We start from the raw sequence: 24,481 nt of genomic DNA, 5'->3' as shown, positions 1-24,481 counted from the left end.
AAAAACATTGGGTAGTGACGTTCGGGAATGAACCCTCCCGAACTAATCATTCACAATTCATTTGATATGAATCAGAAATCAAATCAGAATAAGCCACTGAAGGAGTTTAAACTCAGTAGCTTTTCCATTGACAACAGCATAAGTGTCTTTATCCTGACAGCGATTATTATCATGTTTGGGTATGTATCTTACAACTCAATGCCGAAGGAGCAGTATCCTGAGATACAGATCCCAATGGTATATGTTAATACGGTATACCCTGGTAACTCTCCTGTCGATATCGAAAACTTGATTACTAGACCAATTGAGAAAGAGCTTAAATCTGTAAAAGGTGTAAAAGAGATCAAGTCTACTTCTGCACAGGATTTTTCAGCTATTGTCATTGAGTTTAATGAAGACGTTGAGGTGTCTAAAGCACTTCAGGACACCAAGGATGCAGTAGACAAATCAAAAAGTGAGTTGCCTACTGATCTTGATACAGACCCGAATGTAGTTGAACTCGACTTCTCTGAGATTCCTATTATGGTAGTGAACCTTTCAGGTGATTTTGAGATCGACAAGCTGAAGGACTATGCAGAATACCTTCAGGATGAAATGGAGGAATTGCAAGAGGTATCAAGAGTGGATATCGCAGGTTCTGTAGAGCGTGAAATCCAGATCAATGCAGACATCTTCAAGATGGACGCAATGAAGGTGACGTTCTCAGATATCGAAAGTGCAGTAGCCAATGAAAACATGACCATCTCTGGTGGTGACGTATTGACAAATGGTTTTCGTCGTTCACTTCGTGTTTCAGGAGAGTTCAAGACCGCAGACGAGATCAGACAGATTATCGTAAAGTCTGAGGATGGAAGACCTATTTACCTGAAAGACCTTGCTGAAGTAAAGGATACATACGTAGAGCGTAAAAGTTATGCCCGTCTGGCTACAGGTGAAGAGTTTACAGCAAAGGGTGCTAACCCTGTAATCTCACTGAAAGTAGTAAAAAGAGGTGGTGAGAACCTGATTAACGCGACCAAGAAGATTGATGACTTATTGGAGGAAGCTAGAGAGTCTTACCTGCCAAGAAACCTGAATATTGCCATTACACAATCTCAGGCACAGGATATGGAAAACCAGTTGAGCAACTTGATGAACAACATTATTTCAGGTGTGATTCTGGTAGTAGCAGTACTACTGTTCTTTATGGGATTGCGAAATGCGATCTTTGTAGGTATTGCGATTCCATTGTCAATGCTGATGTCATTTGTGATCCTGAGCTTTATGGGAATCACATTGAACATGGTAGTACTTTTTGCCTTGATTCTGGCGTTGGGTATGCTCGTGGATAATGCGATTGTAATTATTGAGAATATCTACCGACTCAGGGAAGAAGGCTTTAATTCTAAGGCTGCTGCTAAGCAAGGTGCTGGTGAGGTTGCGATGGCAATTATCTCATCTACAGCAACAACACTTGCGGCATTTGTGCCATTGGCATTCTGGGGTGGTATCATGGGTGAGTTTATGAAATACCTGCCAATTACATTGATTGTCGTACTGGCTTCATCTCTGTTTATTGGTTTGGTGATCAACCCTGTGGTAGCAAAACAGTATATGGTTGTGGATGACCGTAATATGAACCGAAACCTCAAGCTGAAACTGATCTCAGGTGTTGCCTTGGTGGTATTGGGTATTGTCTTCTACATCGTAACGTTCTTTGGTGATAGCGGTAACTATACAATCGCTAACCTGCTAATGGTATTTGGTGTATTGACCTTGCTGAATGCTTATTACCTGAAAAAAGCTTCTTACTGGTTCCAGGACAAGCTGTTGGTTGCTTTGGAGAAAATTTACCTGAAAACCCTGAAGTGGGCATTGGGTGGTTATAAGCCAATTCTAATTACATTAGGTACTTTTGGCTTGTTAATTTTATCAGTGATGATGTTTGGTTTGAGTGAGCCAACAGTAGGTCTGTTCCCAGAGAATGAGCCTAGATATGTATACATGTATATTGAAGCTCCACTAGGTACAGATGTTCAGCAGACAAATGATATCACCAAGAAGCTGGAGAAACGCCTTTACAAGGAGCTGGAACCACATAAAGATATCATTGAGTCGATTGTAACCAACGTTGGTGAAAATACAAATGACCCTAACCAGAATACTGGTAGTGGTATCACTCCTCATAAGAGTAAAATCTCGATTGCGTTTGTTCCTTTTGAGAAGCGTAATGGTAAAAATACATCAATTATTCTGAGCCAATGTGCTGAGATCGCCAAAGAAATACCAGGCGTAAGCGTGGTGACGGATAAGGAGCGCAACGGCCCTCCAGTAGGTAAACCAATCAACATCGAAATAACAGGGCATGATTATTCGAAACTGATTGAGCTGGCAGATGAGATGCAATCTAAGATTGATAAGTCTGGCATAATGGGTATTGATAACCTCTCAATGGATATCAACGTGGGCAAGCCGGAACTGCAAGTACAGATTGATAGAAACAAGGCTCGTCGCTACGGACTTTCAACTGGTCAGATAGCCATGGCTTTACGTACAGCAATTTACGGTAAGGAAATCTCCAAATTGAAAGACAAGGAGGATGAGTATCCAATTATGCTTCGCCTGAAAGATCAGTACCGTTACAATGTATCTGCCTTGGCAGATCAGCGTCTGACTTTCCGTGACAATAAAGGTAAAATGCACCAAGTGCCAATTTCAGCGGTAGCTCACCTTGAGTACACTTCGACAGTAGGAGAAGTAAAACGTAAAGATTTGGACAAGGTGGTGACACTAAGCTCCAACATTACTGAGGGGTATAACTCAAACAAGGTAGTGGATGCTGTAAAGAAAGTAATGGAAGGTTATCCGATGCCAGAAGGTTATGCCTTCAAGTTTACAGGTGAGCAGGAAGAACAGCAGAAATCAATGGAGTTTTTGAGCAATGCAATGTTGATTGCAATGTGTTCAATCTTCCTGATTCTGGTATCACAGTTCAACTCGTTTGTAAAACCATTTATCATCATCCTGTCAGTAGTATTCTCCCTGATTGGTGTGTTCTTGGGACTTACGTTGTTCAAGAATGATTTCATTATCATTATGACCGGTATTGGTATTATTTCCTTGGCTGGTATCGTGGTGAATAATGCGATCGTATTGATTGACTATACAGATCTTTTGATCAATCGCCGTAAGGAAGAGTTAGGACTTGAGGGTGACGATAACCTACCAGTCAATGAAGTACTGGAGTGTATTGTTAAGGCAGGTTATACACGTCTGAGACCAGTATTGTTGACAGCAATCACAACGATTCTAGGCTTGGTGCCGATGGCAGTGGGTCTGAACATTGACTTTGCTGGAATGTTCTCAAGCTTTGAGCCGCAAATTTACTTTGGTGGTGACAACGCAGATATGTGGGGACCAATGGCAATGACTGTGATCTATGGATTGGTGTTCTCTACATTCCTTACTTTGATCATTGTACCTGTAATGTACTTGCTGTCTGTACAGTTTGGTAACATTATGGGAACTCTTCTAGGTAAAGGAGAAAGTGCTAAGAAAACAGCACCAGCCAATCAGAATGGGCACTATGTGTCTGCCCTTGTTGATAAAACAAAGGCACCAGTTTCTGAGTAATCGTGTTGGTGAAATATATATTGAAAAAGCCCAAGTACATACCGTACTTGGGCTTTTTCTGTTTTAGGGTTTTGTGAAAATATTTTAGGCATCTGTACGGTTTATTTCATTGATAGCCTCCCCCCATAAGTTGGCATAAGAGAAGTTCGTAGTAGAAGGTTGTTGGTTTTCATGATGCTCTATGAAATGAATGCTTGCTGTAGGGAAGTCAGTAACAAGACTGTCGTTGTCGATTTCAGGAAAGGGAACGGATATATTCATCAGGTCATTGACACCCGCATTAAAGCCATTTTGACCAACTTCAATAATTGTGGAACCATGGCTATTAACCAAGTCAAAATTATGAATCTCTATGTGGTTTTGGTGAAGCAATTCTGCCCATAACCAAGCATAGAAAAAGGAATTGGTATAATCATAATAAGGACTGTAAACAGGTGCTGACGACCGGGGATGCTTTAGCGGAATTTCATTGTTAAACTCCAATTTTTTGAATGGTCGGATAATTTTTTGTCTTGTCTCTGAAATCACATCATCAATCCCTACATGCTGACGCATTTTCTGTGTTAGGTCTTTTAAAAAGATATTGAAGGCTTGCTCTTTATTGCTTACGTAGGAATCATAAGATTCCTGACTGGCAAATGTATTAGTCATTTTGGCCTTGAGAGAAATAGCATCACCTTTTGTACTGGTCGCAAAATCTTTTAATACGGCATTGACTACAATATCGATGGGGTATGTGCCTACAGGGTGTACCCTGTTTATATTGATGTCGATCAAGTAATAAAAAGTGGCATCTTCATATTCAAGCATCATACTTAACTGATCGAATAGTTCAGCCTCAATACTGTCTATCCCTGTCCTGAACTCTTTGACAACACTTCTGAAATCATCAGGAACACTGTTTTCATCTAAGTAAAAATCAAAGTTGTTTCTACTTAACCGGATGATGTTATCTACTTTTAGCGATATAAATACCTGATAGAGTTGTTGAAGTATTGAAACCGCACAAAAGGTTTCATGTTCTTCCTGTGTAGAGAAGGCACCAGCTGTAAGGTTGAAAAACATTCTGCCGAAAACATTCAGGGGTTTCTTCTTCTCAATACGGGTCGCCTGAGAAGGATCAAACTTTAGATGTCCACTAAAGTACATACGTTAAAGGGTTAATGATAAGTGGTAAAGGAAATACACGTAGTAAGTTGTTGAATGGTATTGTGAGGAGTAGTGTTTTGAAGTACTTCCTGTTGTTTACTATAATTTATATAAAAAAATCCCCACCTGCTTATCGAACAAGTGGGGAAAGTATATAGATATTACTTGATGCCTTTGAAAATCACAATACAGGCTTTAAGTATCGTGCTGTATGGTTGTCTTTCTGCTTAGCTAAGTCTTCAGGAAGTCCTTCAAATACAACCTGACCACCATTCTTTCCACCTTCAGGGCCAAGGTCAATAACCCAGTCCGCAGTTTTTACAACTTCCATATTGTGCTCAATAATGATAACGGAGTGACCATTGTCTACAAGCGCATTGATGGACTTCATCAGTTTATTGATATCATGGAAGTGTAGGCCAGTAGTGGGTTCATCAAAGATAAACAGTACTCGTTCCCCTTCCTTGAGTGTACCTTTCACTAGGAACGAAGCCAATTTTACTCTTTGGGCTTCTCCACCTGATAAGGTATTGGAAGACTGACCCAACCTGATATAACCAAGCCCTACTTCTTGCAAAGGTCTTAGTCTGTCAGTGATTTTCTTTTTATCCTCAAAGAAAACCATAGCTTCATCAATACTCAGGTCCAGAATGTCTGCAATATTTTTTTCCTTGTATTTGATGTCAAGGATTTCACTTTTAAAGCGGGTACCATGACAGCTTTCACATGGCAGGTAAATATCAGCCATAAACTGCATTTCAATCTTGACAGTACCTTCTCCTGAACAAGCTTCACATCTACCTCCATCTACGTTGAAAGAGAAGAAAGCAGGCTTATAGCCTCTTTGTTTGGCTAGAGGTTGTGATGTGAATAATTCTCGTATAGCATCATAAGCCTTGACATAGGTCACAGGGTTGGAGCGAGAAGACCTTCCGATAGGGTTTTGGTCAACAAATTCAACATGTGAGATGGACTTGGTCATACCGTCCAGCCCTTCCATTTTGCCTGTTTCCTCGTTGTAGCTACCCAGTAATTTGCCAAGTGCAGGTTGCAGGCATTTTTTCACTAAAGTAGATTTACCTGAACCAGATACACCCGTTACACAGGTAATGGTATTAAGCGGGAATTTTACAGAGATGTTTTGAAGGTTGTTTTCTTTGGCTCCCAAAACCTCAATATATTCATTCCACTTTCTGCGTTTGGCAGGTACAGGTATCCTTTCTATTCCGTGAAGGTAACGTGCTGTATGACTCACTTCAGGGTCAGTCATATCATCTATTGTTCCCTGAAAAATCAATTCACCACCATAGACTCCCGCATCAGGCCCAATATCAATAATTTGGTCAGCTGATCGCATCACATCTTCCTCATGCTCCACAACAATTACGGTATTCCCCAAGCGCTTGAGTTCTTTCAGTACGGCGATGAGGTTTTCTGTATCTCTAGGGTGAAGTCCAATACTTGGTTCATCCAGAATATACATAGAACCTACCAAAGCACTACCTAGTGAGGTAGCCAGTTTGATACGTTGGTATTCTCCTCCTGATAGTGTGGAAGTAAGACGGTTAAGTGTCAGGTAACCTAAGCCGACCTTAATCAAATATACCAGCCTGTTGCGAACCTCAGCCAATAGTCTGTCCGCTACCTGATGTTCGTATTTGGAAAGCTGAATATTATCAAAAAACTCACTTACTTCTGTTATAGGAAGTAAAACGAGGTCAATAATGGACTTTCCATCAATCTTGACATATGATGCATCCTTGCGCAAGCGGGTACCTTTACAGTCAGGACATGTTGTTCTTCCTCGATAACGGGAAAGCATTACCCTGTACTGTATCTTATGAGTCTTGGATTCCAAGTGGCCGAAGAAAGCATCAATTCCCTTGAAATGTTTATTTCCAGTCCAAAGTACTTCTTTTTGCTCTTCAGTCAGGTCTGCATAAGGTCTGTGGATCGGAAAGTCAAAATGGTGTGCATTTCTGATCAATGGCTGAAGCCATTTACTCATGCTTTCTGTTCTCCAAGGAGCAATTGCTCCTTCATAAATGGAGAGAGATTTGTCTGGAATTACAAGGTCTTCATCAATGCCGAGTACTTTGCCAAATCCTTCACAACGTTTACAGGCTCCATAAGGGTTGTTGAAACTGAAAAGGTTGACGCTTGGCTCTTCAAACTTGACTCCATCAGCCTCAAATCGGTCAGTGAAAAGGTGACGTTGGGTACTACGGTCAGCATTGATCATCTCGATCAGACATTCGCCATGTCCTTCAAAAAGGGCGGTCTGAACAGAGTCTGCAATACGGAATTGGTTGTCTTCATCTTCTTTTTGTACCGCATTACGGTCAATCAGAATCTGGACATCATACCCAGTTGTATTGGCCTGAACATTTTTATACTCATCCTTATCAATTAACTCCTCAATAAAGCCCAGCTCACCATTGATCTCAACACGGCTGAAACCTTTTTGTAAAAGTAGCTTCAGTTCATCGTCAAGTGTTCGGTCTTCACTGATCTGTAAGGGGCTCAGCACAAGAAAACGGGTGCCATCTTCATGGCTGTTGATAAAGTTGACAATGTCGGTTACACTTGACTTACTGACTTCCTGTCCTGAAACAGGAGAATAAGTTTTACCGACACGGGCATAGAGCAATTTGAGGTAGTCATAAATCTCTGTTGTAGTCCCAACAGTTGAACGTGGATTCTTTGTTGTGACTTTCTGTTCTACGGCAATGGCAGGGCATACCCCCCTGATATATTCAACCTCAGGTTTTTCCATTCGTCCCAGAAACTGTCTCGCATACGAGCTCAGGCTTTCCACATACATGCGTTGCCCTTCAGCGAAAAGCGTATCAAAAGCGAGGGATGATTTTCCTGAACCGGAAACACCCGTGATCACCACAAATTTATTACGGGGAATGGCTACATCCACACCCTTGAGATTATTAACTTTTGCCCCTTTTACAATGATATATTGTTTTGGGTCGAGTTGATCTACAGAAATTGCCATGCTTGTCAGTCAATGTTTGCGTTCGGAATCGAGCATTCTCACAAATTTAGGATATTTTGTGGTTAGAACTTCCTTTTGTAGGAAAACAATCAACAATGGAATTTTGTGAACCCTTTTGAATAATATGAACCTGCGTTTTGTAACTGATTGTTATTTATCCTAAAAATTATTTGAATGATTTCATTATCCTGTGATTTGTATTTAAAATTGGTGTGGTTTTGAAGTGTATACGACCACCTGACTTTACCGGTAGCTGTTTTTTGATACCGGATAGAAAGCAGTTTCCAATAGAATAATAACTGTGCGGCAGTATTGTTTTGGAGTAATTCCCTGCCTGCAACTTTTTATTACAGTCATGAAAAAGATCATCAAAAGGGTGTACCTCGTTTGGGGCGTGTTTTGGTTTTTAGCTGTGTTTCTGGCATTGCTTCCACTATTTGCCATTATCATCCTTTACCCTGGTAAGAAGCTGCACCATTTGGCCTATTACCTCAATAAAGTTTGGGCCCATTGTGCATACCTTTTTATGGGAGCACCTGTTACGATCGAGCGAAAAGAAAAGCTGGACAAGAAACAGCCATATGTTTTTTGTGCCAACCATACGTCGTTTCTGGATACACCTGCTGTAGGGATGGTCAGTAACCGGTTTGCAGTTTTCTTGGGGAAAGATGCACTAGTAAAAGCACCATTGTTTGGCTGGATGTTTCGTAACCTGCATATTCCGGTTTACAGAGGACAGAGAGGGAATTTCAATTATGTAATAGAATCGTCTTGTGCTGCTGTGGACCGAGGACATAGTTTAGGTGTATTTCCAGAAGGAACCATGAACCGCAAGCCTCCGGTAGTGAAGCAAATGAAAGAAGGAGGTTTTGTGATAGCCATCAAAAAGCAAATACCAATCGTACCGATTACGTTATTGCATAACTGGAAACTGTGGCCATCACTAGCACCTGAGCTGAGTTGGTGCCCAGTTAAGATCGTACAACATGAGCCCATCGAGACAACAGGTTTGACTACCAAGGATATCCCAATGTTGAAAAAGCAGGTGATGGACACTATCAATGCCGAATTGGCGCAGTACTTCCCTGAGTATTACCAGACTACATTGGAGGAGGAAGTGAAATAAACTTTTGCTATTCTCTTTCCTGAGTTTGTAAATAGTTTGGTACTTTTGTTAGGAAGAGTTGAACCCCATAAAGCTTAAAATCAAATACCCGAGATGAAAATAGATAAAGAAGCGATAGAAAAGATTGCACACCTTTCCAGACTGTACTTCAATGAAAAAGATGAAGAGAGAATGGTGAAGAGTATGAATGATATAGTCAATTGGGTGGCTAAGCTTGAAGAAGTGGATACTGAAGGGGTTGAGCCTCTTACCCATATGACGGAGGTAACCAACAACTGGCGTGAGGATGAAGTGAAAGCACCACTCTCAAGAGATAAAGGCTTGAAGAATGCTCCTGAAAAAGATGAAGCATACTTCAGGGTTCCAAAGGTTTTGGAATAGTTATAAAAGCAGAAAGCCAATCAGTATTATGATTGGCTTTCTAGTATACAGCTGCTGAGACTCTCTCCTAAAGTATTTAACGCTATTGCTTGATCCTCTTTACCAGGCTTATACACCAACCACTCTTTTTTCTTGATGCTATATTGGTCAGGTTCAAACGTTTTAATTGAAATGGTTTTGGTGTCTCCATTGGTATCTGAAAACTCAAAAAACAAGATAGATTGAGGCACATCATTGACAGTTATATTACCTCTCTCGGTTTTGACTAATACCCCTTTTACCAAATCACCACATTGGAGGATATGGATTAAGTTGAAGCCTTTCTTGATTCCTGAAAAAACTAAAGCAAAAGGAATAGAATAAAGTGTCAGATAAAGTACCAGCACTGACTTGATACCTCCGAATATGCCAAGCGATTGTCCTTTAATAACAGCAACACCTGTTGAGGACTGAGCATATAGTACAGCAACAGAGTCACCCTCTTTTATCTCTTGCCACGGACTGTAGGAAAAGCCTTGCATGGAACTCGTTTCCTCATTTTTATTAGGGCTATACTTAAAAGTGTATTTATAGATATACTCATCGGATTGAGAAGCTCCCGTATCATCAATGGCTATTAATACCCCTTGTGTTTCTACTGGCTGTGTATGTAGTGCGTATGCTTCATCCCATTTGAAATCGGTAGAAAAAACAAGCGAAAGTAGCCAGGCAGCTCCTATACCAAGAAGACCAAACCAAAACCTTTTGGTCGATAGCATCAGAAATACTTTATAGGAGAAGGGTAATGAACGTGTTTTAGCAGTCATATTGGGTTTTTAGGTTAAATATTGAACTGTTATGATATCAAATAATTTACCTGTTGAATAAGGCTCTCACTTTTTTACTGAGTGTATCCACCATAACAACCTTGACTGGTTCTCCCGGCATATATACGAGCCATTCCTTATCGTCGTCATTGAGATACTGAGGTTTTACTGTTTTGACAGCAGCCCTTTTTGAATGCCCTTCAGTATCAGAAAACTCAAATATCATTCGCATGACAGGTTTGTCATTGATTACAACACCAGTACTTTCGGTCTTGACCAATGTGCCTTGAGCCATCTTGCCATATTCAAGGATGAAGATATCTTTCAGTCCTTTTCTAAATCCAACTATCGCAATGATAAAAGCAACCAAAGAAATCAGGCTGAACAGAAGCAAAACCCAGCCATTGAACATAGACAGTGACTGCCCCTTGATAATGGCAACGTTGGGGGATGTCTGGGCATACCTTACTACGACAGAGTCTCCTTCTTGTCGGTTTTCCCATGTGCTGTAAGACCACCCTCTAATGGCATTTTCTTGTTTTCTTTCTTGAGGTAGATAGCTGAAGGTGTATTTATAGATCGGCTTTTCATTGACAGACGCATTGGTTTCTTCTATGGCTAAAAGGACAGCGTTGGTTTCGGTAGCATTGGAGGAAAGTTGGTACTCGTCTATCAGGTAAAAGTCCGTAGAGAAGGCAACGGCAAAGAATCCGCTGAATAGTGCGATGGTCATACCAAGCCAAATACTGTTGTGAGATAAAATGACATCAATTTTTTGTCGTGTGGTGAGAAAACGGTTTTTCATTATTGGAAAGGGTAAGTGTGGTAATTTCAGTTAGCCTATTGAAAATAAATCAGGTCTGTTCCATAAGGCAAAACAGGATTGGGGATTATTTATGGGGTGTATTATAGGGCTAAATGAAGAGTCTCACGAATTCGCTTATGTAATAAGAGAGGAAGATGGTAAGCTTTATAAATTCCATGGAGTTGTTTTATTATAAAGCTTACCTGATTTATGGATAAAATAGCGTCAAACCATTACCAGGCTTTCCTGTGATGGAGCGGTTGTTTTCGGATACTCTTGATGCCTTTCTTAAGGCCAAAAAGGGTGACAGTAAGGGAGATTAAGGTGAAAGAGCCTAGAATGATAGTAGCCCAGATACCAAATATGGAAAGTGTATGTCCTTTGATAACAGCAACTCCAGGAGCTTCTTTTGCATATGTCACCGTTACAGTGTCGCCGACTTGCTTGTTGTCCCACGTGTTATAAGACCACCCGTTACCCCATTCTTTGCTTCCCTCAGGGTTTTCAAGAGCATAACTGAAATGATACTTAAATATGAGCTCATCATTGGATGAGGCATTTGTTTCCTCAATAGCCAGTATTTCACCTTTGGTTTCCACTGGAGCAGCAGATAACTTATACTCGTCTATCAAGTAAAAGTCTTGAGAAAAGATGGCCATAAACAGTCCAAAGAATAGGCTTATAAAAAAGCCGACAACAAACTGAGGGTGTGAAAAAACGAGCTTAACTTTTTGAGATAGTGACATCTTAAACAGTTTTTAGTCAAAAAATAGATTTCTGAAGGTATTACTCTTGTGCTTCCACCCACTCAATGGCACCTATGTCAGGCATGTTGTCATGAGGAGTACATGGAGATGCACCGTTTTCTGTAACTATACCTGCATCTCTTGCAGGGCTATTTTTATTTAATTCGAAACGTTGGTCTGAAGGAGATGAGGCAAATAAGGAATCTTGATCCGTGATTTGATTGCCATAATAAAGGTTGTCAGTACCTAGTTTCTCCACCAAGCTTTCAGTCGAGCGGAAAACATTTTTTTGAGAATTGATAGCCAATTGTTTGTCTGTCGCTTCTACTATTAGGATTTCATCCAACAGGTTACCCCAAAAGATATTGTTGGTTAGGGTAAGGTTCAGGTCATCCAGTCGCATAGTAGGATCATCTTCCCAGCCAGGTACATAAACATTGGAAATGCTGACAGCAGGGAGTTCTCTTACAAAGTCAATTCCAAAATTGGCAAAGGTATTATGTGTAAGGCGATAGGTTCCTCCTGATGTCAGTGCAAGGGTGTAGCTCAAACAATTGTTGACAATGGTATTACTGATTTCGGCATTGGTGCCAATCAGGAAAATACCAGTAGAAGACATGTTTTCAATAAGCGTATTATTGATGGTAATAGCAGGGGTGGCAGGCACTTCTTCTGACCATAGGTAAATACCACTTCCACCATTTCGGATGGTGGCATTGTTGATCGTATTATCATGGCTGGATGGCGCAAAATAGAGTCCATCCCATTGGCCAGCTACATCAAGATAGTCTTCTTCCCGTCTGATGCCTTCCAGCCTTACAGTATCTTCACAAGTACCATTGATATGTAGGGAGCCAAATACAATGGCGTAAGCATTATTGTTGAAGTAAATCTGGGAGCCAGCTTCTATATTTAAGATGGCGTTTTCTGCAATAAAAAGTGAGTCTGTTACTACGTGTGGTCGGTTGGAAGTCCAAGTTGTTTCGCCTTCAATAACTTCTCCTTTACTGTGAAAGAAGGCATCTTGCCCCCAAGCAACCAGTTTGACATCCTGAACATTGCCATTGGTTTCAAATACGACAGAGTCCTGTACCAAAAAAGGCAAGTCTTTGTCTTGAGGATTCACAGTAGCTTCCACCAAGACCAAAAGGCTATCATTTCCTCTAAGAAATATATCTTCTACACGATCGGTCTTGGCACCGTTGATTACCAGAGAATAAGACCCCGTTGGGTTGCCCAATGAAATACTACTGATATTGACAGCCTTATTGGATGTATTGATTGCCCTAAAGCGTTTCGTAATACTTTTTACCTCTGTGAATAAAGTGTCAAAGATGACAGAGTCCGCAGAAAAAGTCAGCATTGCTGATTCATCAGTAGTGATTTCCTCATTCTCAGGGTCACAGGCAAAAAGTGCCGCAAAGGCAGCAAGCGCAAAAAAGGTTTTTGTGATATATCTCATAGGGTTTTGTTTCAGGCAAACAGATGGGTTAGTATTTCTTGTTGATCTGCTCATACATGGAAGCAGGAACCTTGGACTTGAAGTCTGACTGCTTGTGTTCGGGACGTACCCAGTCCAAAAAGCCTTTTCTCCATACATAAGCAAGACCAAGTACCAAAATCAATACAAATACAAAAACTTCCAGCAAGGCAAACCAACCCCATAGACCATCTGTCTGATCGATCATCTCTTTGTTACCGAATACCGTTGCCCAAGGAAACAGGAAGACCAACTCCACTTCAAAAAGCAGAAAGATAAGGGCAATTACATAAAAGCGGATATTGAAACGGCTCCATGCATTACCGATCGGGTCTTCACCACTTTCATAAGTCGTGAGCTTCTCGTAGTTCGGACGGTTAGGGCGCAACAATGATGAAGCGACAAAACCTCCTCCCACAAACACACAACCTGCTATAATGAAAAGCAGAAGGTAGCCAAAGTCTGTTACAACTGAATTTTCCATTCCCTGAGCTTAGTCTTTTTATTTACAATTACTTTCAACGTCAACAAATATACAGAGTCTTCTTCTGATATACTTTTCTGTTGCCGCATTTCTCGATTTCACCTCCCTTAACCTCAATCCCTAAATCATTTTTAAACTTCCTAAAAATCGTGATCTTGCAACAGATTTGGACCGTAAAGTGTTTTACCGTCGAGTCATTTAAATAGACTAACCAGATAAACAGAATACATATAAAATCAACAATTAGTAGGGATATGGCAGTTGTATTGTTTGATAGTTTTGCAGAATGGAAAAAGTCTTGTGAAACAGAAGATAAGCCGCTTTATTTTCCTGTATTGGAATACGAAGCAAGAGAGCGAGGTCATCAGGAAGAGCAAATCAGGGCAAACCTCCTGAGAGCATATCAGGTGATGAAAGATGCTGTACAGACGGGATTGAAGGAGGACATGACCTCTAGATCAGGAATGGTAAACAATTCAGGTAAGAAGGTATTCAACTCCCCTGTGACGGTACTTTCTCCAGAGTTTCAGAAACTTATCAGCCGTGCTTTGGCAGCCAAGGAAGTCAACTCTTGTATGGGCAGGGTAGTTGCAGCACCCACAGCGGGAGCTTCGGGTATTATGCCAGGGGTGTTGGTGACATTGCAGGAGTTACATAACCTTAATGATGACACCATGATTGAAGGCATGTTGGTAGCTGCCGGCATTGCATTGATTATGGAAAAAAAATCGGGAATTGCAGGTGCCGTTGGTGGCTGTCAGGCAGAGACAGGAACTGCGGCGGCAATGTCAGCTGGAGCGATTGTCTATGCATTGGGTGGTTCTATCACACAGGTATTTAATGCTGTGGCAATTACAGTTCAATGTATGCTTGGGTTGGTTTGTGATCCGGTGGCAGGGCTAGTAGAAGTTCCATGTATTGTTAGAAATGCGAGTGCTGCAGCCATTGCCAACTCTTCTGCGCAGATTGCCATCGCTGATGTTAGCAGTGTAATTCCGGTTGATGAATGTGTGGATGCCATGGGCGAAGTAGGTGCACATATGGAAGATCGCTACAAGGAAACGGCATTGGGCGGGTTGGCAGCAACCCCAACAGGTAAAGCAATAGCCAAGCGTGTATTGATTTCAGATATTGATATCATTGAGGAAGACGAATCGGATCTGTAAGCCTCACAAACTGAAATCAATAAAAAGGATAGAGATTTATATGTTAATAGCATGTAGTTCTCCTCGAAAAAAATTATTTTTGTAGCCGTTTTTTTCGGTTAAACCAAAAAGATCATGGCAATAGAGTAAGCACTGTACACTAATCTATTGTTGGAAGAAATTATTAATGGAATAAGTGCGAAAAGGTAGGAACGTGCCGCTTTGGGCAGTGCAAAACTTTACACTTCTGCCTTTTTGTTCATAAAGACTAAAAAAATTCACTAGAACATGAACTTGAGAGACGTAGCATCAATTGCAGGTAAACCTGGACTTTATAAAATCCTGAAACCAACAAGGTCGGGTGTAATTGTCGAAACGGTAAGCGAAGCGAAAAAGAAAATGGTGGTAAATGCCAGCCAAAGAATTTCAGTTCTGAAAGAAATCTCGATTTACGTAACAGGACAGTCTGAAGAGTCAGTTCCGTTGGAAGAAATTTTCTCAATCATCAAAGAGAAACACGGAGACAATATCAAAATTGACGTTTCTAAAGACAGTGAACTGGAATCTTTCTTGGAAGGAGTACTTCCTAACTACGATACAGACAGAGTTTACAATTCAGATATCAAGAAACTGGTAAACTGGTACAACCTGATTGCTGCTAACTATCCTGAGGCTTTGGAAGCTGTTGAGACAGAGGACGAGGCTGAAGAAGAAGAAAAGGACGCTGAATAAGCAAGGTCAGTAATCCATTGTATAAATCCCCGAATTTCAATCCTTTCAGGTTTGGAACTCGGGGATTTTTTTTGCCTATATATTTTTTGTGTCAGTAGTTTTTAACAACCTTTATTTTCTTTTTAACCCCTCTTTAACACGCTGTGAATCAAAATACTGATACATTACACATATTTTTAGATAGTGTCGAATAAACTTTCCGTCATGAGCAATCAGCGATTTTTACTTTTCATTTTTTTATTATTCCCATTTTCCCTTTTAGCACAAGAAGAAACACCAGAAGAAGAAAAGGTATCAGTTTCGGTTTTGGTTTTGGATAAGGCTTCTGGTGCTACACTTCCATTTGCTCATATTACTACCAGTAAGAATCAGGGTGCAGTGACAGATATAGGCGGTAAAGCAACCTTGGAGATCGGAAGAGCTGATACCCTTTTTATTTCCTATCAAGGGTTTCAGACAGCAAAGGTGACAATCCCTGAGAATATGAAAGAGGATACCTTTTTTGTAAGGGCTGCATTGTCAGAACTGACAACCTTGCTGAGTGAGGTGGAAGTCCGTCCTTTTCCATCCAATATCAAGGATTTCAATGATGCTTTTCTTGGGTTGGGCAATTCCGATTACCGAACAGAGGCGCAGAAAAAAAATGACCTTGCCCGTGAACAGATAGCAGAATTCCAAAAGAGGGTTTCAATGTTCGATTATATGAAAGTATCTACCGATGCTGCCGAAAACACAAGCAATATGATCAAGCAGGCACAAGACATACAAAGTGGAGTATCTGTGGGTGGAAGGATTTACAGAAGCAAAAGGGATAAGGAGATGGAAAAGCTTAAGAAAATCAAGGAAGCTGAACGCAAGAGAAAAGAAGAAGAGCTGATGCGCAAACTTCAGAACCCTTTGGAAATGTATACCGAAACGGATACTACCAACAAAAAATAGCAGAGAAATATAAGATGACATCAATATAAAAGGCGCAAAGTAGGCGCCTTTTTTTGTGGGAAAAACCTGATAGTATTTCCGACAATAGGAATAATTTCCGCAATGTGCTGAAAAACTGTCATGCCATACTGACAATTTTTCACTAAAAAAGCCAATGGAATAAAGATTGGAATCAAATCCACAGAAAATACCTTTTGAGATTGTATGACAATGTCAAAAGGTTGGGAAGGCAATGGACAGCGTATCCATTTTACATTTGATATCTAAAAATTTAAATACTTTAAAAATACTATGGCAGAAAAAGGTAGAATTTCGGTAAACACGGAAAATATTTTTCCGATCATCAAAAAATTCCTTTACTCGGATCACGACATTTTCCTGAGAGAATTGGTAGCTAACGCAGTGGACGCAACGCAAAAATTGCAAAAGCTTTCTTCAATGGGACAGTATGATGGGGAGCTGGGAGAGCTGGCAATCCGAGTGGCTGTAGACAAAGACGCTAAAACAATCACCATCTCTGACAGCGGTATTGGTATGACCGAAGAGGAGGTGAAAAAATACATCAACCAAGTAGCATTCTCAGGTGCAACAGAGTTTGTTGAAAAATTCAAGGATGTAGACACTACCAATATCATTGGTAAGTTCGGTCTTGGATTCTACTCGGCATTTATGGTGTCAGACAAAGTGGAGCTCATTACAAAGTCGTATCAGGATGCACCAGCTGTAAAATGGTCTTGTGATGGTTCTACAGAGTTTGAAATCGAGTCAGCTGACAAAACTGATAGAGGTACTGACATTGTATTGCATATCAATGAGGACTCTCAGGAGTTTTTGGAAGAGCACAGAATCAGTGAAATCCTGAACCGTTATATGAAGTTTATGCCGGTTCCGGTAATCTTCGGTAAGGAAACCATCACTGAAGGTGAGGGCGATGACAAAACAGAAATCGAGCAGGAAAAAGTTATCAACAACACTACGCCACTTTGGGCAAGAGACCCACAAGAATTGAAGGATGAAGATTACCTGAACTTCTACCGTGAGCTTTACCCAATGTCGGAAGAGCCAATGTTCTGGATTCACCTGAACGTGGATTATCCTTTCAACCTGACAGGTATCCTGTACTTCCCGAAAGTGAAAAACGATATTACCCTGCATAAGGACAAGATTCAGCTTTACTCACGTCAGGTGTTTATCACGGATAATGTGGAAGACATTGTTCCTGAATTCCTTCGCCTGATGCACGGTGTAATCGACTCTCCTGATATTCCATTGAACGTATCACGTTCTTACTTGCAGTCAGATGCGCAAGTGAAGAAAATCAGCAACTACATCACACGTAAAGTAGGTGACCGTCTGAATGAGCTGTTCAACAAGGAAAGAGAAGATTATCAGAAGAAATGGGAGAGCATTGGTCTGTTCGTGAAATACGGAATGATGACAGATGACAAGTTCTTCGACAAGGCAAAGAAATTCTGTCTGCTGACCAATACAGAGGGTGAGTTCTTTACCATAGAGGAATACAAGGCTAAAATCGAAGCCAACCAATTGGACAAGAACGATAACTACGTATTTATCTACACATCTGATGAAGCTGGACAGCACTCATTTATTGAAGGAGCCAAAAGAAAAGGCTACGATGTGCTGAAGATGGATACAATGATCGATAACCACTTTATCGGTAATATTGAACACAAGCTGGAGAAAATCCAGATGAAACGTGTGGATGCAGATATTGCTGAAAAACTGGTTGAGACAGATGAGAAAACTGAATCTGTACTGACAGAGGATGAACAAAATAAAGTGATCGAGGTTTATAAAAAAGCATTAGGCAACGAGAACCTTGAGCTAAAAGTGGAAGCACTTTCTGCTGACGAAATGCCTGTAACAATCGTTCGTCCTGAGTTTATGCGTCGTATGCAAGAAATGGCAGAGATGCAAGGTGGCGGAATGGGTATGTTTGGTATGAATATGCCAGGTTCGCAAAATATTGTAATCAATGGTAACCACGAACTTGTAAGCCGTATCCTGAAAGCGGAAGACGAGGCAGAAGCAAGCAAGTTGGTACGTCATACTTACGATTTGGCAATGCTTTCGCAAGGAATGCTGAAAGGTGAAGACCTGACCAAATTTGTAAAAAGATCATTGGATTTGGTGTAAACGGGAACCAAAACCAAAATCCAAACATGAGTCACCCCGAATTAATATTTCGGTGGTGGCTCATGTTGTTTTAGGGCAATGATTAGTAATAATACAACACTAAATCTTGCTTATACCTTTGGGCCTGGGTAATCCAGCTTTTAAACTGCTTGATAGTCTCTGCTTCCAGTTCGTTGGCATATTTCTTTTCGAATTCCTGAATCAATTCCTCAGACATATCACTGTTTTCTAAAACAAAAACAGCCGGGAAATCATCCGGTGTAGGGATGTCTATTCCTCCTCCAATATCATACAACTTGAAACCGTCTGTGTTGAAAAAAGGATCACTTGTACCCGGATACCAATATCCATTTGATAAAAACTGCCCAAGATCTCCAATTAGCCCCTCAAGTGCATACCAATACTTGTATCCCAATCCTTCGTGTTCAGCTTTGCCGTCAGCAATAAATGCATTGATCAGTTCGGCATCGGTAGGCTCACCATCTTCAGTACCGAACCCGCAACGGGACAGTTGATTGAGGCAAGCTTTCTTGGCTTTTGATTTTTTGGAAGAAGGACAATCCTTATCCAGTCTGGAACGAACTCTTGATAGGTTTACTCGGTAAGGTGTTATTCCGTAACTCATAAAAAATGATTTAAAAAGTTTAGAAAATGATGAAAGTATTTTCTGAAGAGGATTGAAAATTTTCCTTTCACCTGCTTAAAAAATATATGCTGACCCAATATGGATATTTACCGTCTATGGACAAAGTAAAAAAGTGAGAAGACGAATGAACGGTGCTATAGCAGGAGTTATAGATTAGCCTTATTTCGCCCTTTTAGGGCTGATTTACATGTCTTTCTTTACGATGGGTGATACCCAGCGCTATTGTATAAGACCCTTTCAGGGCAAAAGTCCCGAAGGGACAAAATATATCAGCGATGGACTTTAGTCCATTGTCATGTAAATGATATTTCAGCCCTGAAGGGGTGGTATAATCCATAGTTCACGTTCATTTAGTCCATCATAATATAATGTGCGTTTTGGATTAGACTATCGCTGCTAGGACGTTATTTCACGATGGATTTCAGGCCATCGCTATTGTATAAAGTCCTTTCAGGGGATAAGTCCCAAAGGGACAAAATATATCAGCGATGGACTTTAGTCCATTGTCATGTAAACGCATCTTCAGTCCTGAAAGAGCGGTATAATCCATCATTCACGTTACTATACGGAATAACAGAAGGGAGAAGTGCTAAGCCCCATTGAATGAATTTTTTAGGTGTGGATATTCAAATAAAATTTAACACCAAATTTTCCAATCAATTCAAGAAATAGTTGTAATATAAAGTAACCAAGTAAAGTTTATCAGGTTAGGATAAGCGATCATGTAACCAAATAGTTAACTAACATGACTTTTGCGGAAACCCAAGCAAGGATCTTTGATAGAGATCCCTATTCCTCATTGCCTTCCTTTTGGGCAAGTCTTTCCAAATCAAGGACAGAAAAAATCCAAAGTATGTTCGGAGACTTACTCAAAACCCACGAACAAAATCAGGAAAAAAGTTGGCTCGATCAGGAGCTGATTCCTGTTCCGAATATGGAAGCATGGATTGAGGAAACCGTTTATTCCAAAATTTTTCCATCAGAAAACCTCTACCATTAAAAACGATGATGAGTCACCACTGAATGAGTATTTTGGTGGTGACTCATGTTTTTTTACAGCAGAAGTACAGACGGCAAGCTTACATAATATAATAATCATCAGCCTCCCATTTTTCAGGAACAGTGTCATACTTAAGCATTTGTTTGATATTGATTTCAATAGTACGGGAGATAGAAGAGACAGCAGTATCAGAGGGGCGGTTTTCAAAAGGGTCTTGCATAATAATGGCTGTTTTTTCAATATAAAAGAACATTGTAGCGATAGCGACCACCAGAGGGATTTCGACATACCCCAAAAAATCAACCAAGCCAAAAGGAAGAAAAATTACAAACAGGTAAATAAACAAGTGAACCACCAAACTGTAAGTGGCAGGAAATACCGTATTCTTGATTCTTTCGCACTTACCCATTGAGTCACAGAGCTTGTTGATGGTTTCATCCAACTGAACCTGTTGGTAAGCATTTAACCGTTTTTCCGCCAAAGCACTCTTCAAGTCACGCCCATTAAGTAATAGCAATGCATTGTGCTTGTTCTGGTGTTGCTCCAAAAACAGAATATCCTCATCACTTAAAAGACTTTTGATTTTTTGCAGGGGATCAAGTCCACGCAATGCATCACCCAATGCATAGCAAAAAGCAATTTGCCTAAATGAAAGTCTTTGGATAAAAGCTGTTTTCGCTTCTCCATCAGGAATATCGGCGGTAAAACTTAACAGTTGCCTAACAAAAGAGCGGGAATCATTTACGATAGCCCCCCAAACCTGCCTTGCTTCCCACCATCTGGAGTAAGCCTGATTGGTTCGAAAACCTAGTATTAACGAGATGGCAGTACCCAATATGGAAGGAATTGCCAACGGAATGGAAATACTTTTAAAAATATGCCCTTCATCAATCAGCCCGATGCCTGCCATATATACAGTCACCAGCCAGAATTCCACTTTGATTCTCTCAAAAATATAGAAGAAAGGAATGTGTTTATTGAGTAGCATAAGATGGAGTGGGATTGAGAATTTATAAGTACCAAATTGGAGAGCAGGTATCAGGAGTTGAGTTGATACCTGAATTGAAGTTAACAGAAAATTTAGGATTGTAGGAGTAAAGAAAGGAAGGTAGTAGACAAAGTGACACAAAAAAAGCAGTACCACAAGTGTAGTACTGCTTTCAGAAGAGTTAAACATTTTTTAGGATTCCACAATGGGTGTCGTATCATCCACCTCATTGCTAAGGTCAGCGATGATCTCATCCAAGTCCACGATTTCCAGCTCATACTTCGTTTTCTGAGCATCCATCTTTTGGATTTCCTCAAGCGCCTTTTTGTTGGTCGTTAGGTTTGACAAGTCTGCAATGGTGTTGTCAAGATCGACAATCTTGTCAGTCAGAAGTACTTTTCGTTTTTCGTACTTCTGTTTTGAAGAGCTTCTTGTGCTCATAATTAAGTGACAGTTTAGGTTATACATAGCACCATTCCATTACAAACAGTATGGTGGTACATTTTTCATAGTCTAAAGGTAAAGCAACCTTACGTAAGATGTGTTCAATGTTATTGTAAAACCTTTCTTATGTAAGGAAAATAAAGAATACGGAAGGAGATAGGTATAGCTACAGAAAACAGGCTGATAAGAACCTATTAGAAGTAATATGGATAGTCTTTTGGACTGAAACTTAGCTTATATATAAGCAAGTATTGAATTGGAATAGAGATTTCCTACTCTAATCCTTTCACATATTATGATCTACTAAATGATGTTATCCTGTTCAACCCTTTCAGGGTTATGATATATTGACTGCTGTAAAATCCAGATTGCCATCTGGAGCTAATATGGTTTGTTTCCTTCGGAAACGGTGTTTGCTGTATGAAAAAATAATCCCGAAGGGATTGAACAATAGTAGCCTTAGGCGTAAGCCTGAGGTATAAGTAAATTACATTTATCCAACTCCAAAGGAGTTGAACCTATAAACCATCGATGAGTTTAAAACTTCCGATTTCAATTATACCTCTGCTTAATAAAGGAGACCCAGTAACCACTACTGGGTTCCTGAGTGGAGCTGAAGGAATTTTCTTTAGTATTCAATTTAAACGATCTATAATGCAAGAGTCTATCAATAGAGACCATTGACCTCAACCTTTATGTAGCTAGACATGGGTTGGCTAGATAAGAGACTCATTTGCCCCAGATACCTTGTAGGAACAGTGCCTAGTATTGTTCTATTGAGCCATATCTGTTCTGGGTATTTCAGGCTTAATATAGTGCTACAAAGATATAGCTCCTACGGAGCAAATAGAGTGAAAAGTCCCATTTACTTTTTGTTCGGAGGTATACACCCTACCCGAAGGGACTAAATACACCATCGATCGGATGAATGCTATTGTGTAAAGCCCTTTCAGAGCAAAAAGTCCTGAAGGGACAAAATATGTCAGTGATGGACTTTAGTCCATCGTTGTGGAAATGATATTTTCAGCCTTGGAAGAGAGATATAATCAATAATGTGGATTATAGATTTATTGGAAGGAAACAAGCTGTTCAGCTCCGTAGGAGCAATACCTAAAGTCGTCAATGGTAGAATCATGGATATATCGTAGCCTAATGTAATACCTACTAGTAGCACAAATGTATTCCTACAGCTTTTTTTGATTAGCTCCGTTTAGGAGCGACATCTTGAAATAACCAACCAAAGCTTGGGGCTACAGGAGTTGAAGAAAGATGGATTGCGCAAACCCCAGATTATCATCCAAGGCTAAAACTCTTCAATCCAATTGGGAGTGTTTTGTATAATAACCACCGTTTCCAAAGGAAACAAACAATAATAGCGACAGACGTAAGCCTGTGGCACAGTGTTTTATGCTTTCCCAACCCCGATAGGGGTTGAATGGGTGCTGCCGATTATTTTGTACAACTTCATCATCCCATCACCCACACGAAAATAAAAATGCTTTCAACCTGTAATAGACAAAACGATTAAAAAGGCAGGAGAAAAATTAAAAACTAAAACAGAAAAAAAAACTTCAACTAAAATGCAACACAAGTCAGGTACTCCGTCCAGATATTGCTGTTTCATAAAACATAAACCTCTGTAGCAATTGATCACTATATTTTTTTCCATAAAAAAAGCCACCAAAGGCAGCTCAACAGATTAAAATAGTACACAAACCTAAGCCACATTCCCAAAATCAGGAATTTTTTGACGCACGTTCCCAACCCATTTATTACAAAGGAAATAATCGCCTTTTTGGATAGCGATATTATTTTCTGACAAAATAACAGCAACGATAAACACTTCTTTTGTCACAGTTACCAGAATCTTTTCCTCTGCTACTTCAGGTAACTTTGTGTTGTAGGAGTACCCTATAAAAAAACGGTATGGCTGCCAGCCACCCCAACCAGTAAAAACAAAACCATTTAGATAAAGTCCCCAGTTTTTACCATAAAGACTTCCTTTCCCTTCCGGACAGCGAAAAAAGAAATAAGCAAAACGCTGATGATGTCGGGCAATTCTATACGCCAGGTCTGCACAGTAATACTTTCTTCCTCCATTTCTTTTTATTTCACGCCCTACCGTACTGCGATGTACCCCAATTTCACGGGCAATGGCAGCATCCGTTTTATGGTTACGGATGCCCTCCAAAATTACTTGCCGTTGCTCAAAAGTAAGGTGTTTCATAAATGGTAAGACATGTAAATGGTATTACTCTCTACAGACTGATGCGAAAAGCGCTTATAATCAATTTAGTAGCAGGTTAACACTTTTGTTAAGTGCGTTTTCAATTAGCAGAAAAAATCATAGAGGACTAAATCATTCTCACGTACAAACCTACATCAGCAACCTTTAACTTTCTTAACCAATATTCATCACACTATTCCGTTGTTAATTTGCACACAATAAAGAAACTGTAAAAGTGAGTAACGGTAGCAGTGTGTTATCCAAAATCCTGTATTGAGTACATGCTTTTTTATTTGTAAAGTTACGTAAGCTATTGTTCGGTGATACCAAGTTTCAGGCAATGGTAAAAACAAATAAAGTGGAGAAGCATTTGCTGTTGTTATCTAATTAAGACGGGTAACTCCTACAAGCTTATCGTTGACCAGTCTTTAAATAGGTCAAAGAACCAGATAATATGCAGCGCGAACGATTGAGGTAAAAAGTTTGTCTTTATGATCTATTCGTGTTAAGGTTTTCATAAAAGCTATAAACCAGACTAAATCTGTTATAAAAGCTATGTGATTCAAATTATTAGAGTTTCTACTATTTTTTCAGGCAGTAGTTAGCT

Annotated in this window: 19 protein-coding genes; 8 read left to right on the top strand and 11 right to left on the bottom strand. The window is 40.1% G+C overall.

The features are described from left to right. The first annotated feature begins 66 nt into the window (after window positions 1-66). Window positions 67-3,612, top strand: coding sequence for an efflux RND transporter permease subunit (locus tag V6R21_RS26625; RefSeq protein WP_334246554.1), 3,546 nt, complete (start codon window positions 67-69; stop codon window positions 3,610-3,612). A gap of 84 nt (window positions 3,613-3,696) precedes the next feature. Here the strand turns inward: V6R21_RS26625 and V6R21_RS26620 are convergent, their stop codons facing one another. Both V6R21_RS26620 and uvrA read right to left on the bottom strand, forming a co-directional pair. Continuing rightward, window positions 3,697-4,761, bottom strand: a complete 1,065-nt coding sequence (locus tag V6R21_RS26620; protein WP_334246553.1) for a hypothetical protein — start codon at window positions 4,759-4,761, stop codon at window positions 3,697-3,699. 181 nt (window positions 4,762-4,942) lie between these two features. Continuing rightward, a complete protein-coding gene (uvrA, locus tag V6R21_RS26615) occupies window positions 4,943-7,768 on the bottom strand; it encodes an excinuclease ABC subunit UvrA (protein WP_334246552.1) in 2,826 nt (941 codons plus the stop codon). A 355-nt stretch (window positions 7,769-8,123) separates the two neighbouring features. Between uvrA and V6R21_RS26610 the strand changes: the two genes are divergently transcribed. Further along, entirely contained in the window at window positions 8,124-8,894 is a 771-nt protein-coding gene (locus V6R21_RS26610; protein WP_334246551.1) for a lysophospholipid acyltransferase family protein, read from the top strand. 93 nt (window positions 8,895-8,987) lie between these two features. Then, window positions 8,988-9,275 (top strand): Asp-tRNA(Asn)/Glu-tRNA(Gln) amidotransferase subunit GatC, encoded by a 288-nt coding sequence (gatC, locus tag V6R21_RS26605; RefSeq protein ID WP_334246550.1) that lies wholly within the window; start codon window positions 8,988-8,990, stop codon window positions 9,273-9,275. 26 nt (window positions 9,276-9,301) lie between these two features. Here the strand turns inward: gatC and V6R21_RS26600 are convergent, their stop codons facing one another. From V6R21_RS26600 to V6R21_RS26580, 5 genes are all read right to left on the bottom strand, one after another. Then, on the bottom strand, window positions 9,302-10,081 hold the full coding sequence (locus V6R21_RS26600; protein WP_334246549.1) for a hypothetical protein: 780 nt from the start codon (window positions 10,079-10,081) through the stop codon (window positions 9,302-9,304). A 46-nt stretch (window positions 10,082-10,127) separates the two neighbouring features. Further along, window positions 10,128-10,886 carry a DUF3592 domain-containing protein gene (locus tag V6R21_RS26595; protein WP_334246548.1) on the bottom strand — a complete coding sequence of 253 codons (759 nt, stop codon included), beginning with the start codon at window positions 10,884-10,886 and terminating at the stop codon, window positions 10,128-10,130. Window positions 10,887-11,119: 233 nt separating this feature from the next. Beyond that, window positions 11,120-11,632, bottom strand: a complete 513-nt coding sequence (locus V6R21_RS26590) for a DUF3592 domain-containing protein (protein ID WP_334246547.1) — start codon at window positions 11,630-11,632, stop codon at window positions 11,120-11,122. A gap of 40 nt (window positions 11,633-11,672) precedes the next feature. Next, complete coding sequence (locus tag V6R21_RS26585; RefSeq protein WP_334246546.1) at window positions 11,673-13,094, bottom strand: right-handed parallel beta-helix repeat-containing protein; 1,422 nt, start codon at window positions 13,092-13,094, stop codon at window positions 11,673-11,675. Between the two features lie 28 nt (window positions 13,095-13,122). After that, entirely contained in the window at window positions 13,123-13,596 is a 474-nt protein-coding gene (locus V6R21_RS26580; RefSeq protein WP_334246545.1) for an NADH-quinone oxidoreductase subunit A, read from the bottom strand. Window positions 13,597-13,850: 254 nt separating this feature from the next. On the opposite strand from V6R21_RS26580, the gene sdaAA reads away from it, so the two are divergent. The 4 genes from sdaAA (at window position 13,851) to htpG (ending at window position 18,569) form a co-directional block, all read left to right on the top strand. Next, window positions 13,851-14,762: an L-serine ammonia-lyase, iron-sulfur-dependent, subunit alpha gene (gene sdaAA / locus V6R21_RS26575; RefSeq protein WP_334246544.1), complete on the top strand. Its 912-nt coding sequence runs from the start codon at window positions 13,851-13,853 to the stop codon at window positions 14,760-14,762. A 267-nt stretch (window positions 14,763-15,029) separates the two neighbouring features. Next, entirely contained in the window at window positions 15,030-15,473 is a 444-nt protein-coding gene (locus V6R21_RS26570; protein WP_334246543.1) for a DUF5606 family protein, read from the top strand. Between the two features lie 204 nt (window positions 15,474-15,677). Next, on the top strand, window positions 15,678-16,412 hold the full coding sequence (locus V6R21_RS26565; RefSeq protein ID WP_334246542.1) for a peptidase associated/transthyretin-like domain-containing protein: 735 nt from the start codon (window positions 15,678-15,680) through the stop codon (window positions 16,410-16,412). A 291-nt stretch (window positions 16,413-16,703) separates the two neighbouring features. After that, window positions 16,704-18,569 carry a molecular chaperone HtpG gene (htpG, locus tag V6R21_RS26560; protein WP_334246541.1) on the top strand — a complete coding sequence of 622 codons (1,866 nt, stop codon included), beginning with the start codon at window positions 16,704-16,706 and terminating at the stop codon, window positions 18,567-18,569. An 82-nt stretch (window positions 18,570-18,651) separates the two neighbouring features. Here htpG and V6R21_RS26555 read toward each other — a convergent pair whose 3' ends face one another. Then, a complete protein-coding gene (locus V6R21_RS26555; RefSeq protein ID WP_334246540.1) occupies window positions 18,652-19,194 on the bottom strand; it encodes a DUF7691 family protein in 543 nt (180 codons plus the stop codon). A 766-nt stretch (window positions 19,195-19,960) separates the two neighbouring features. Between V6R21_RS26555 and V6R21_RS26550 the strand changes: the two genes are divergently transcribed. Next, window positions 19,961-20,215 (top strand): hypothetical protein, encoded by a 255-nt coding sequence (locus tag V6R21_RS26550; RefSeq protein ID WP_334246539.1) that lies wholly within the window; start codon window positions 19,961-19,963, stop codon window positions 20,213-20,215. A gap of 79 nt (window positions 20,216-20,294) precedes the next feature. On the opposite strand, the gene V6R21_RS26545 is transcribed toward V6R21_RS26550, so the two are convergent. From V6R21_RS26545 to V6R21_RS26535, 3 genes are all read right to left on the bottom strand, one after another. Continuing rightward, on the bottom strand, window positions 20,295-21,203 hold the full coding sequence (locus V6R21_RS26545; RefSeq protein WP_334246538.1) for a bestrophin family protein: 909 nt from the start codon (window positions 21,201-21,203) through the stop codon (window positions 20,295-20,297). 192 nt (window positions 21,204-21,395) lie between these two features. Continuing rightward, window positions 21,396-21,644: a hypothetical protein gene (locus V6R21_RS26540; RefSeq protein ID WP_334246537.1), complete on the bottom strand. Its 249-nt coding sequence runs from the start codon at window positions 21,642-21,644 to the stop codon at window positions 21,396-21,398. A 1,720-nt stretch (window positions 21,645-23,364) separates the two neighbouring features. Continuing rightward, a complete protein-coding gene (locus tag V6R21_RS26535) occupies window positions 23,365-23,874 on the bottom strand; it encodes a helix-turn-helix domain-containing protein (RefSeq protein ID WP_334246536.1) in 510 nt (169 codons plus the stop codon). Between the last annotated feature and the right edge of the window lie 607 nt (window positions 23,875-24,481).

Source organism: Limibacter armeniacum (genome assembly GCF_036880985.1).
Classification (GTDB): domain Bacteria; phylum Bacteroidota; class Bacteroidia; order Cytophagales; family Flammeovirgaceae; genus Limibacter; species Limibacter armeniacum.
This window is presented reverse-complemented; position numbering and strand designations above follow the sequence as displayed.